Annotated in this window: 11 protein-coding genes; 8 read left to right on the top strand and 3 right to left on the bottom strand. The window is 62.4% G+C overall.

The window, feature by feature from the left end:
* Window positions 1-123 precede the first annotated feature (123 nt).
* The 8 genes from glnA to EPN31_RS03215 all read left to right on the top strand — a co-directional run bounded on the left by glnA (window position 124) and on the right by EPN31_RS03215 (window position 9,710).
* Window positions 124-1,536, top strand: a complete 1,413-nt coding sequence (gene glnA, locus EPN31_RS03250) for a type I glutamate--ammonia ligase (RefSeq protein WP_291769436.1) — start codon at window positions 124-126, stop codon at window positions 1,534-1,536.
* 12 nt (window positions 1,537-1,548) lie between these two features.
* Window positions 1,549-2,502 carry a nitrogen regulation protein NR(II) gene (gene glnL / locus EPN31_RS03245; RefSeq protein ID WP_291769433.1) on the top strand — a complete coding sequence of 318 codons (954 nt, stop codon included), beginning with the start codon at window positions 1,549-1,551 and terminating at the stop codon, window positions 2,500-2,502.
* Window positions 2,499-4,031 (top strand): nitrogen regulation protein NR(I), encoded by a 1,533-nt coding sequence (gene ntrC, locus EPN31_RS03240; RefSeq protein ID WP_291769430.1) that lies wholly within the window; start codon window positions 2,499-2,501, stop codon window positions 4,029-4,031. Before glnL ends, ntrC begins: the two co-directional genes overlap by 4 nt.
* Before the next feature lie 134 nt (window positions 4,032-4,165).
* A complete protein-coding gene (locus EPN31_RS03235; RefSeq protein WP_291769427.1) occupies window positions 4,166-4,942 on the top strand; it encodes a ferredoxin--NADP reductase in 777 nt (258 codons plus the stop codon).
* A 70-nt stretch (window positions 4,943-5,012) separates the two neighbouring features.
* The gene (locus tag EPN31_RS03230) at window positions 5,013-5,399 is read left to right on the top strand and encodes a Rid family detoxifying hydrolase (protein ID WP_291769424.1); all 387 of its coding nucleotides are present in this window, start codon (window positions 5,013-5,015) and stop codon (window positions 5,397-5,399) included.
* Window positions 5,400-5,420: 21 nt separating this feature from the next.
* Entirely contained in the window at window positions 5,421-7,475 is a 2,055-nt protein-coding gene (gene recG / locus EPN31_RS03225; RefSeq protein ID WP_291769421.1) for an ATP-dependent DNA helicase RecG, read from the top strand.
* Between the two features lie 40 nt (window positions 7,476-7,515).
* Window positions 7,516-8,463, top strand: a complete 948-nt coding sequence (locus EPN31_RS03220) for a LysR substrate-binding domain-containing protein (protein WP_291769418.1) — start codon at window positions 7,516-7,518, stop codon at window positions 8,461-8,463.
* A gap of 125 nt (window positions 8,464-8,588) precedes the next feature.
* Window positions 8,589-9,710 (top strand): branched-chain amino acid ABC transporter substrate-binding protein, encoded by a 1,122-nt coding sequence (locus tag EPN31_RS03215; protein WP_291769414.1) that lies wholly within the window; start codon window positions 8,589-8,591, stop codon window positions 9,708-9,710.
* A gap of 96 nt (window positions 9,711-9,806) precedes the next feature.
* Here EPN31_RS03215 and EPN31_RS03210 read toward each other — a convergent pair whose 3' ends face one another.
* The 3 genes from EPN31_RS03210 to EPN31_RS03200 form a co-directional block, all read right to left on the bottom strand.
* Entirely contained in the window at window positions 9,807-10,883 is a 1,077-nt protein-coding gene (locus EPN31_RS03210; protein ID WP_291769411.1) for a sn-glycerol-3-phosphate import ATP-binding protein UgpC, read from the bottom strand.
* 14 nt (window positions 10,884-10,897) lie between these two features.
* Entirely contained in the window at window positions 10,898-11,740 is an 843-nt protein-coding gene (ugpE, locus tag EPN31_RS03205; protein WP_291769409.1) for a sn-glycerol-3-phosphate ABC transporter permease UgpE, read from the bottom strand.
* Window positions 11,741-11,773: 33 nt separating this feature from the next.
* Window positions 11,774-12,125: ABC transporter permease subunit (locus tag EPN31_RS03200; RefSeq protein WP_291769407.1), on the bottom strand; the 352-nt coding region annotated here is incomplete at its 5' end.

Below are 12,125 nucleotides of genomic sequence, written 5' to 3'. Positions count from 1 at the left end.
GTTTTCCGATTTGCTGCACTGCTCACAAGTTGGCACGGTATTTGCTTGAATGCTACCGACGGCTCGCGCAGTCTGGAGCCACTCATGAATCGTCATTCGCCAAAACCAGGCACAGGAGCCTTTATGTCCACCCCTGAAAACGTTGTACACATGATTGCCGAGCAGGAAGTCGCCTTCGTGGACTTCCGCTTTACCGACACGCTGGGCCGGGAGCACCACCTGACGGTGCCCGCCAACCTGGTGGACGAGGACCGGATGGAGTCCGGGGTTGCGTTTGACGGATCATCGCTGCCGGGCTGGAAGGGCATCGAGGCATCGGATATGCTGCTGATTCCCGATGCCGCCACGGCCCGCATGGACCCGTTCCGCGAGGAAACCACGCTGGTCCTGACGTGCGACGTGGTGGAGCCTTCGGACCTGAAGGGCTACGATCGCGACCCGCGTTCCTTGGCCCGTCGGGCCGAGGCCTATCTCAAGTCCAGTGGGCTGGGAGACACGGCGTACTTCGGTCCGGAACCCGAATTCTTCGTCTTCGACGGCGTGAGCTGGCAAAACGAAATGTCCGGCTGCTTCGTGAAGATCCACTCCAATGAAGCGGCCTGGTCCAACGCAGACGATGCGAACGGCGGGAACCACGGCTACCATCAGTCCGTGAAGGGCGGGTATGTGCCGGTTCCTCCGGTCGACTCTCTGATGGATATCCGTTCCGAGATGTGCCTGTTGATGGAACAGATGGGGGTCCCCGTCGAAGTACACCACCACGAGGTCGGCAACGCCGGTCAGCTCGAGATCGGGACGCGGTTCAGCACCCTGGTGCAGCGCGCGGACTGGACGCAAACCCTGAAGTACGTCGTCCGGAACGTGGCCCATACCTACGGCAAGACTGCCACCTTCATGCCCAAGCCCATTGTGGGCGACAACGGCTCGGGCATGCACGTGCACCAATCCATCTGGAAGGGCGGCCAGAACCTGTTTTCAGGCAACGGCTACGGCGGGCTGTCCGAGTTCGCCCTGTACTACATCGGTGGCATCATTCACCACGCGCGGGCATTGAATGCCATCACCAACCCTGGCACGAATTCGTACAAGCGATTGGTCCCGCACTACGAGGCTCCGGTCAAGCTCGCCTATTCCGCGCGCAACCGGTCCGCGTCGATCCGCATCCCCTACGTCGGCAATCCGAAGGCCCGCCGCGTCGAGACCCGCTTTCCGGACCCGCTGGCCAATCCGTATCTGGCATTTTCGGCGCTCATGATGGCTGGGCTGGATGGTGTGCAGAACAAGATGCACCCGGGAGATCCCGCCGACAAGAACCTGTACGATCTGCCGCCCGAGGAAGATGCAAAGATCCCGACGGTATGTTCGTCGCTGGATCAGGCGCTGGAGGCCCTGGACCGCGATCGCGAGTTCCTGACGCGTGGGGGAGTGTTCAGCCATGAACTGCTCGATGCCTACCTGGACCTGAAGTCGCGCGAGCTGGACCGTCTGCGCGTGACGCCGCATCCGGTCGAGTTCGACATGTACTACACGCTGTAAGACCTCTGTGTCATGGATACATCTGGCTTCGACCTGCTGCAGACGGCCGTACTGCTGCTGGACGACGCCTTTTGTATCCAGTATGCGAACACCGCTGCGGAAGAGCGCCTGCGGGCGTCCCGGAAGCAGCTGATCGGGCGGCCGGCGCAGCCGCTACTGGCCGGGCTTCCCAGCGTGCTGAAGACGCCACTGCAGGGCCAGCTCTGGGCCTGGCTGCTTGAGATTCCGGCTCACCAGGCACAGCGGCTCGATGACCTGCATCAGGCGCGGTTTGACCAGGCAGCGCAGCGCGAGACCCTGCGCAACCTGGCCCACGAGGTCCGCAATCCGCTGGCTGGCTTGCGGGCCGCCGCGCAGTTGCTGGAAATGGAATTGTCCCGTGACGACCTGCGGGAATACACCCAGGTCATCGTTGCGGAGTCGGACCGCCTGGCGCATCTGGTGGACCGTCTGGCATCCTCGGGCCCTGAAGCCCAGGCGCGCCAGACATTCAATGTCCACGAAATCTGCGAGCGGGTGCTGGCGCTGGTCAGCATGGAGTTTGGACCCGGTCTGACGCTGATCCGGGACTACGACGCGTCGGTGCCAGACGTCCACCTGGATCGGGATGGCCTGCTGCAAGCATTGCTGAACGTGACACGTAACGGTGCCCAGGCCCTGATGGAAGGCGAGCCCCGGCAAGCGCCGACGCTTGCGCTACGCACTCGCATCCTGCATCAGCCGGTGCTGATGCATGGCCAGCCGCGCATGGGACTACTGATCGCAGTCGTGGACAATGGCCCCGGCATCCCGCCGGAACTGCACGACAAGCTGTTTCACCCGCTGGTGACCGGGCGCGCCAAGGGCACGGGACTGGGCCTGAGTCTGGCTCAGGATTGTCTGCAGCACATGGGCGGCCTGCTGGAGTTCGATTCCCGGCCGGGCCACACGGAGTTTCGCCTGCTGTTGCCATTGGAGGCCCCATGAGACCCGTCTGGATACTGGACGACGAACCCGGCATGCGCTGGGTGCTCGAGAAGGCGCTTGGCAAGGAAGGCTGGGCGGTACGCTCCTTCGCTGAAAGCCTTGCGCTCATGGAAGCGCTGGCGATGCTGGACGAATCTGACGAGACGCAGATTCCGGCGGTACTGGTGTCTGATGTGCGTATGCCCGGCCTCGACGGTCTGGGCGTGCTGGCAGCGGTGCGGAAGCGACTGCCTCAGTTGCCAGTCATCATGATGACGGCCTTCACGGACCTGAAGACCACCGTGGCGGCGTTCGAGCAAGGGGCATTCGACTACCTGGCCAAGCCCTTCGATATCCGCACAGCGGTCGACCTGATCGGTCGCGCTGCCCAGGTCGGCGCTCAGACAACCCCCGGGATAGCTTCACCGGAAGCCGACGAGCCGGGGGTCGAAGCCGGGATGGTGCTGTCGCATTCGCCAACCATGCAGCCGGTGTTTCGCGCGATCGGCCGCCTGGCGGCTTCCAGCGCAACCGTGCTGATCACGGGCGAGTCGGGCTCCGGCAAAGAGCTCATCGCTCGCGCTCTGCATCAGCATAGCCGGCGGGCGCATCGGCCTTTTGTCGCCGTCAATGCAGCCGCAATTCCCCGCGACCTGCTGGAGGCCGAGCTTTTTGGGCACGAACGGGGCGCCTTCACGGGTGCAGTGCAAGCCCGCCGGGGGCGGTTCGAGGAGGCTGAGGGCGGCACTCTGTTTCTGGATGAAATTGGCGACATGCCGGCCGAATTGCAGACGCGATTGCTGCGCGTACTGGCCGAGGGATGCTTCTATCGGGTGGGTGGTACACGCCCGGTCCAGGTCGACGTCCGCGTGGTCGCGGCGACTCACCAGCCGCTTGAGCAGCGGGTGGCTGATGGTCAGTTTCGGGCTGACCTGTTTCACCGGCTGAATGTGATCCGTCTGCGACTTCCGGCATTGCGCGAACGGCGTGAGGACATCGACGCCCTGGCACAGCACTTTTTGCGCACAAGTGCGGCGGAACTCGGCGTTCCGGTCCGCCAGTTGAGCGCTGCCGCACTGGAGATCCTGCAGCGGTTCGACTACCCGGGCAATATCCGCCAGTTGGAGAACATCTGCCAATGGCTGACGGTCATGGCACCGAGCCCGCTCGTGGAACCGGAAGACCTGCCGCCGGAACTGCGTGCGGAGGATATGGGGCCACGCCCATCGATCCAGCCGCTGGATGAGGCCTTGCTTCCCAGTGGCGCGGCCCCCCAGACCGGTCAGGCAGCCGCGTATCCTGGGCAGGAGGGTAGTCACTGGCGCGAGATTCTCTCACTCGAGGTCGCCGACCGGTTGCAAGGTGGCGAGACCGGTTTCATGGAGGCGTTGCAGCGGGATTTCGACCGCGTGCTGGTCCAGACCGCCCTGACGGCATCTCATGGGCGCAAGGGTGAAGCCGCATCCCGCCTGGGGATCGGGCGCAACACGTTGACCCGGAAGTGCAACACGCTGGGGATCCGAGACACAGACCCGGATGACTCTGACTGATTCACGCGGATGGATTGGGGGTACCACCCTTGATCGACGGCGGGTCTCGAGGGGTGATCGCTGAGCCGCCGAGTACAATACCAAGTTTGACTGCTTTTCGAGCTGGGCTTTTAGCGCCTGGCTGGATCCATGCGATGGCTGCCTTCCTTTCTGAACAAGTCCTGAGTGTCCGCCACTGGAACGACACGCTGTTTTCTTTCAAGACCACGCGTGACCCGGGCCTGCGATTCCACAATGGCCATTTCGTCATGCTGGGCCTCGAGGTCGAGGGCAAGCCGCTCATGCGCGCCTACAGTATCGCCAGCGCAAACCACGAAGACAATCTCGAGTTTTTCAGCATCAAGGTGGCCAATGGTCCGCTGACCTCAAGGCTGCAGCACCTGCAACCAGGGGATTCCATCCTCATCAGCCGCAAGCCGGTGGGAACGCTGGTGACCGACGACCTGAAGCCCGGACGGCACCTTTATCTTTTCGCCACCGGAACCGGCTTGGCACCGTTTCTGAGCATCGCCAAGGATCCGGAGGCTTACGAGCGGTTCGACCGCATCATCCTGATGCATGGGGTCCGGTTCGTCAGCGAGCTGGCCTATGGCGAATACCTGCGGGACGAATTGCCGAAGGACGAGTACCTGGGCGAGATGGTACGCGAAAAACTGATCTATTACCCCACGGTCACCCGCGAGCCCTACGTTCATCAGGGACGCCTGACGGCGCTGATCGACAGCGGACAGGTCTTCCGCGACATCGGTCTACCTCCGCTGGACCCGGCCTGCGATCGCGCCATGATCTGTGGCAGCCCCGCCATGCTCGTGGACTTGCGCAAGCTGCTGGACGCGCGCGGATTCCAGGTGTCGCCCAGTGTCGGAGAACCGGGCGATTACGTGTATGAGCGGGCCTTCGCGGACAAATAGCGCCACTTTACTTTCTGCTATTGATCGGTAAACTCTGATAGTTCAACAACCGCCTTCAGGGAAGCCCATCATGAGCAAGACAATCATCCACACCGATGCCGCACCGGCAGCCGTCGGTCCGTATTCGCAGGCGGTCGGCACCCAGGGCGGCCGTCTTGTGTTTCTTTCTGGACAGATCGGCCTGGAGCCCGGAACCGGCGAACTGGTGTCTGAAAACTTTGAAGGCCAGGTCCGCCAGTCCTTCGCCAACATGCAGGCCGTGATCGAGGCTGCCGGCGGGACGCTGGACAACATTGTCAAGCTCACGCTCTTTCTGACCGACCTGAGCAAGTTCGCCAGTGCCAACGCCATCATGGCAGAAATCATTCCACAGCCCTATCCGGCGCGATCCACGCTGGGTGTGGCGAGCCTGCCCAAGGGCGCCCAGTTCGAGGTCGAAGCCGTTCTGGCGCTGTAATCGCGAGCCGGATGCGGGATCGTGGCCGCCAAAGCAGGCACTGGCCCAAAGACGCGTACCCGGACGACCACCGAGCGGCGTGCCTTCGAACGTCTCGGTCTGTACACTGCAGCCGATTTCGTGGTCCATCTGCCCCTGCGCTACGAGGACGAGACACACGTCACGCCCGTGGCACAGGCGCTCCCAGGGCAGTGGGGGCTCTTCGAGGGCGAGATCACGGATTCGCAGTCTCACTACCAGCCCAGGCGCGAACTGCAGGCAACGCTACAGGACCCTACGGGCCGCCTGAATCTACGCTGGCTGCACGTCTACTCCGGGCAGCAGGCCCGGGTTTCTGCGGGCCGACGGGTTAGGGCACGTGGCGAGGTCCGCGCCGGATACCGAGGTCTGGAGATCATTCACCCGCTGCTGACTGAGCCGGACGGCGCGCTCCCGGACACGCTGACCCCTATCTATCCCACCACCCAGGGACTGCCCCAGGCTAGCCTGCGCAGGGCGATCTCCCATGCGCTCAACGAAGCCGACCTGAGCGACACGCTGCCGCCGGCCATCCGCACACATTACGACCTGGCTGAATTCGCGCCCTCCCTGCGCCTGCTGCACCATCCCACTCCGGATATTTCCCTGGAGCTACTTGCCAGGCACGAGCATCCAGCCTGGCGGCGTATCAAGTTCGATGAGATCCTGGCGCAGCAGCTCGCGCTGGCACAGGCCCGCGCCGTCCGCCGTGCGCAGCGGGCCTGGCCGCTCGCGGCAGACAGCCCACTGGTCAACCGGTTAATGGATTCACTACCGTTTTCTCCCACGAATGCTCAACAGCGGGCAGTGGGGCAGATTCGGGCGGATCTGGCCCAGCCGCATCCCATGCACCGGCTGCTTCAGGGTGACGTCGGCAGTGGCAAGACGCTGGTTGCGGCGCTGGCAGTGGCCCAAGCGTTGGCTGCGGGGGTGCAGGTGGCTGTCATGGCACCGACCGAGATCCTGGCCGAACAGCTGTGGCGCAAGCTTTCGGAATGGCTTGAACCGCTAGGCGAGACGCCAGTCTGGCTGGCCGGCAACATGGCGGCCGGCGCACGCCGGGAGGCCCTGAAAGCCATCGCTACGGGGCAGGCCCGGTTGGCTGTCGGCACCCAGGCGCTGATCCAGGACAAGGTCGTCTTCGACCGCCTGGGTCTGGTCATCAGCGACGAACAACACCGCTTCGGTGTCAACCAGCGGCTCGCGCTGAACCGCAAGGGCGACCAGTCTGGACTGCACCCCCATCAGCTGAGCATGAGCGCCACGCCGATCCCTCGCACGTTGGCGATGGCGTTTTTCGCCGACATGGACGTGTCCGTGCTGGACGAAATGCCTCCGGGCCGCTCGCCGGTACAGACCCGGCTCTTTGACGATCGCCGTCGCGAAGACGTGCTTACGCATGTCGCGCGGGCTGTGCGTGACGGCGAACAGGCGTACTGGGTATGCCCGTTGGTCGAGGAAAGTGAGGCGCTGCAGCTGCAGACGGCGGTGGATACCTGGGAGCACCTGTGCCAATCGCTCCCGGATCTGCGTATCGGCCTCATGCATGGACGCTTGCCTCACCAGGAAAAATCCTCGACCATGCAGGCCTTCCGGGCCGGCCAACTGGATGTGCTGGTCAGCACTACGGTGGTCGAAGTCGGAGTGGATGTTCCCAATGCCAGCCTGATGATCATCGAGCATGCCGAGCGCTTCGGCTTGGCCCAGCTTCACCAATTGCGCGGCCGGGTGGGACGGGGCCCCAGACCCTCCATCTGTGTGCTGCTCTATCAGTCGCCTCTGTCAGCGATTGCCCGCGAGCGCCTGCGCGCCATGTTCGAGACCAGCGACGGATTCGAGATTGCGCGCCGCGATCTGGCCCAGCGCGGCCCGGGTGAATTGCTGGGACTGCGCCAGTCTGGCCAAGCCCTGCTGCGCTTCGCTGACCTGAATACGGATGGCGGCCTGCTGGATCAGGCGCGAGAGGCGGCTGTCTGGATGACCCGAGATTATCCGGATCAGGCCCAGGCTCACCAGAAGCGCTGGATGGCTGGTGCCGCCCAGTACCTGCGGATTTGATCCAACCCGATTGTATTGACCCTTTCGTGGAGAAGCGTTCATGACCCTCACCGAGCTGAAGTACATCGTTGCAGTCGCCCGGGAGCGCCATTTCGGGCGGGCTGCGGAGGCGTGCTTCGTGAGCCAGCCGACGCTGTCGGTGGCCATCCGCAAGCTTGAAGACGAACTGGGCGTGATCCTGTTCGAACGCGGAGGCGTGGAGGTCGGCATCACGCCCATCGGCCTGAGGGTCGTGAGCCAGGCCCAGAAGGTCCTGGAAGAGGGCGCCAAACTGCGGGAAATCGCGCACCAAGGCCACGACCCCCTGGAAGGTCCCCTACGGGTCGGTGTCATCTATACCGTGGGGCCTTATCTGCTGCCCTACCTGGTGCCCACACAGATCCGGCAAACTCCGCAGATGCCGCTGCTGTTACAGGAGAATTACACCACGCGCCTGTTGGAGCTGCTGCGCCAGGGCGAGATCGACTGCGCCATCGTGGCCCTGCCATTGCCTGAAACGGGCTTCGCACAATGCGCCCTGTTCGACGAACCATTTTTCGTGGCGCTGCCACATCAGCACCCCTGGGCACAGGAAAAAGAAATCGATTCGCGGCGGCTGAAAGAAGAAACCATGCTGCTGCTGGGTGCCGGCCACTGCTTTCGCGACCAAGTGTTGGAGGTTTGCCCCGAATTGTCACGCTATTCCGCCTCCAGCGAGGGTATCCAGCGTACCTTCGAGGGTTCCTCGCTGGAGACCATCCGCCACATGGTGGCAGCCGGCATCGGCATCACGGTCCTTCCGGCCAGTGCGCTGGGCATCCGGGGCGCGGAGAGCCGGTTGCTGAAGTACGTTCCATTCAAGCCGCCAGTCCCGGACCGGCGCGTCGTGCTGGTGTGGCGCAAGAGCTTTCCGCGCCTCGCGGCCATCGAAGCGCTGGTCCATGCAGTACGCCAATGTGGGATGCCCGGAGTGACCATGCTCGAGGATGCTGTCCAGGCCGCTGATTGAGCCCCGGATTTCGTGCCGAAAGGAGGATCCGCGTACCTAACCCATCGGGAAAACCCCTGTGTGGCCATAGACCACATTCAGAAACGTTTCGTGTATTCTTTTTTAGGTCTTTCACAGGAGGTTCTATGAACATTCGCTTTACGCCGATGGCAGCCGCACTAGGCTTGGCCGCCGGCATGGTGCTTTCTTCCGCTGCGAACGCTGCCACAATCAAGATCGCAATCGCGGGGCCTTTTACCGGGGCTTTGACGCAGTATGGTGACATGGTCAAGGAAGGCGTGGACACGGCAATTGAATCCATCAACGCCAAGGGCGGCGTGCTGGGGAACAAGCTTCAAGCCGTCATCATGGATGATGCCTGCGAACCCAAGCAGGGTCCTGTCGTGGCCAACCGTGTGGTCAACGAGAAGATTCATTACGTCGTGGGCCATGTGTGCTCCGGCGCGACGATTGCGGCTACGCCCATCTACAACAACGAAGGCGTGGTCATGGTGTCGCCTTCTGCCACATCGCCGCTGGTGACCGATGGCAAGAACTACGACACGATCTTCCGCACCATCGGTCGCGACGACCAGCAGGGCCCCGCTGCCGCAAAGTTCATCGAACAACACATTCATCCCAAGGCCGTCGCCGTGCTGCATGACAAGCAGTCCTACGGCCAAGGCATCGCCACCGCCGTGAAGAACGACCTGGAAAAGGCCGGCGTGAAAATCGTGATGTTCGAGGGCATCAACGCGGGGGACAGCGACTACTCCGCCGTCATCACCAAACTCAAGTCCTCCGGCGCCGACTTCGTGTACTACGGCGGCTATCACCCCGAAATGGGCTTGTTGCTGCGCCAGGGTGCAGAGCAGGGGCTCAAGGCCAAGTTCATGGGACCCGAAGGCGTGGGTAATCCTGACATCAACGCCATCGCAGGGCCCGCGGTCGAGGGCATGCTGGTCACGTTGCCGGCAGACCACACCAACGACCCGGGCAACGCGGCGGTCGTGAAGGCATTCAAGGACAAGAAGCGCAATCCGGGCGGGGCGTTCCAGTTGACGGCCTACTCTGCGGTCGATGCCATTGCCGCCGGGATCAAGGGCGTCGGCAAGGACGACCCAATAAAGGTCGCGGCCTGGTTGCACAGCCATTCGGTCAAGACCCCAATCGGTGATCTGGCTTGGAACAAGCAAGGCGACCTGAAGTCCTTCAAGTTCGACGTGTTCACCTGGCACGCGGACGGCAGCAAGACGGTCTTCAAATAAGCCGCTTCGCCGTAACGGCACCTCTTTGAGGCGCCACACATGACAACAGCGCCATCGAAGGCGCTGTTGTCATGTGTGGAATACCCCGATGCGATCTCAGTCGTCGACCCGGTGCCCGGTCTGCCCGTCAAACCAGTGCGCCGGGTGTCGACCATCCGTCCCCAGGACGACCGTGTCGCCGATCGACAAAGGTCTGTCGTGCGTGTCGTCAACAGCACAGCGCAGCACCAGCCGCTGCTCCCCCCACCGCATATGGATGAGCTGCTCAGACCCCAGAGTTTCGATCATCTCGATCCGGGCTTTCAGACCATCTGACGCATTCAGACGCAGATGTTCGGGGCGCAGTCCCAAGACCAGCCTCTCCACGCGACGGGCCGGCACCTGGAACGGAAGCGTGTGGCCCTCCGGATCCTGCGGTCGGCCTTCCGCATCGACGGAGACTTCGAGCAGATTCATAGGCGGCGAACCAATGAATCCAGCGACAAAAAGCGTGGCTGGAAACTCAAAGACTTCCGCGGGGGTGCCAATCTGTTCCGGGATACCCTTGTTCATGACGATCATGCGGTGCGCAAGTGTCATCGCTTCAACCTGGTCGTGCGTGACGTACAGGCTCGTGGTGCCCAGGCGTTGATGCAGCTTCTGGATCTCCAGGCGCATCTGCACCCTCAGCTTGGCGTCCAGATTGGACAGCGGCTCATCAAACAGGAAAACGGCGGGCTCACGTACGATGGCGCGCCCCATCGCCACCCGTTGACGCTGCCCACCGGAGAGCTGGCGCGGACGCCGCTCCAGCAGATGTTCCAGTTCCAGGATGCGGGCGGCGTCCTCGACCCTCTGCCGGATTTCAGCGCGGCTCAGCTTGCGGATCTTCAGTCCATAGGCCATGTTCTCGAAGACACTCATGTGCGGGTACAGCGCGTAATTCTGGAACACCATGGCAATGTCACGCTCGGCCGGCTCCAGGTCGTTCACCACGCGCTCACCGATCAGGATCTGGCCCTCGGTGACGGACTCCAGACCCGCCACCATGCGCATCAGTGTTGATTTGCCACAACCGGACGGCCCGACGATGACGACAAACTCGCCGTCCTCGATGTCGATCGAGATCCCATGAATGACGGCAACACCGCCTGGGTAAGTCTTGCGAACATCGCGAAAGCTCAGGGTAGCCATGAAAAGCGTATGTCCTATTTTTCAGTATCGACCAGGCCCTTGACGAACCATCTTTGCATCAGGATCACCACGGCAGCCGGCGGAAGCATGGCAAGGATGGCCGTTGCCATGACCAGATTCCATTCCGTCACGCTGTCACCCCCGGCGATCATGCGTTGAATGCCAACCACGATGGGGTACATGTCCTCGTGGGTCGTGATAATGAGCGGCCAGAGATATTGGTTCCAGCCGTAGATGAACTGGATGACGAACAATGCCGCAATGCTGGTTCGCGACAAGGGCAGCAGGATGTCCTTGAAGAAGCGCATGGGACCGGCACCGTCAATCCGGGCCGCCTCAATCAGTTCATCGGGCACGGTGAGGAAGAACTGCCGGAAGAGGAAGGTAGCCGTGGCCGAGGCAATAAGTGGCAGCGTGAGCCCCGCGTAGCTGTTCAACATGCCAAGGTTGGCCACGACCGCATAAGTCGGAGCGATGCGGACTTCGACCGGCAGCATCAGCGTGACGAAGATCATCCAGAAGCACACCATGCGAAAGCGGAAGTGGAAGTACACGATCGCAAAAGCAGACAGCATGGAGATGAAAATCTTTCCGACAGCGATGGCCAGAGCCATGAAACTGCTGATCCACAGCATCCGGCCCACCGGCGGGGCGTTGCTGCCGCCGCTGGTGAGCACGGCCCAGTAGTTATGCAGGAAGTGTCCGCCCGGCAGCAGAGACATGGGCGCCTGCGCGACCTCCTGGGCAGTCTGGGTCGAAGCAATGATCGCGACATAGATCGGAAAGGCCACGACGATCACGCCCAGGACCAGCACCGCATGGGTCACGAAGTCGAGCAGGGGGCGGCGCTCAACCACAATCAGCACTCCGGTGGGGCAAGATGCGCTTCATCAGTAGTTCACCTTTCGGTCCACATAGCGGAACTGCAAGGCCGTCAGGGCAATCACAATCAGCATGAGCACAACAGACTGGGCCGCCGAAGACCCCAGGTCCAGGCCCTTGAAGCCGGCGTTGTAGACCTTGTAGACCAGAATGTCGGTGGCATGGCCGGGCCCGCCCTGGGTGACCACATCGATGACCGCGAAGGTATCGAAGAACGCGTAAATGAAATTGATGATGAGCAGGAAGAACGTCGTGGGCGAAAGTAAGGGAAACACGATGGTCCAGAAGCGCCGAGAGGGGCCTGCACCGTCGATGGCGGCAGCTTCGATGAGCGAGCGCGGAATGGACTGCAGAGATCGG

The sequence above is a fragment of the Castellaniella sp. genome (assembly GCF_004321985.1).
In the GTDB taxonomy this organism is placed as follows: domain Bacteria; phylum Pseudomonadota; class Gammaproteobacteria; order Burkholderiales; family Burkholderiaceae_B; genus Castellaniella.
Note: the sequence above shows the minus strand (reverse complement) of the source record. Positions and strands in the feature narration are given on the sequence as shown.

Coding starts and splice junctions, on each gene's coding strand:
- glnA (WP_291769436.1), top strand. CDS start 124: ATGTCCACCCCTGAAAACGTTGTACACATGATTGCCGAGCAGGAAGTC.
- glnL (WP_291769433.1), top strand. CDS start 1,549: ATGGATACATCTGGCTTCGACCTGCTGCAGACGGCCGTACTGCTGCTG.
- ntrC (WP_291769430.1), top strand. CDS start 2,499: ATGAGACCCGTCTGGATACTGGACGACGAACCCGGCATGCGCTGGGTG.
- EPN31_RS03235 (WP_291769427.1), top strand. CDS start 4,166: ATGGCTGCCTTCCTTTCTGAACAAGTCCTGAGTGTCCGCCACTGGAAC.
- EPN31_RS03230 (WP_291769424.1), top strand. CDS start 5,013: ATGAGCAAGACAATCATCCACACCGATGCCGCACCGGCAGCCGTCGGT.
- EPN31_RS03220 (WP_291769418.1), top strand. CDS start 7,516: ATGACCCTCACCGAGCTGAAGTACATCGTTGCAGTCGCCCGGGAGCGC.
- EPN31_RS03215 (WP_291769414.1), top strand. CDS start 8,589: ATGAACATTCGCTTTACGCCGATGGCAGCCGCACTAGGCTTGGCCGCC.
- EPN31_RS03210 (WP_291769411.1), bottom strand. CDS start 10,883: ATGGCTACCCTGAGCTTTCGCGATGTTCGCAAGACTTACCCAGGCGGT.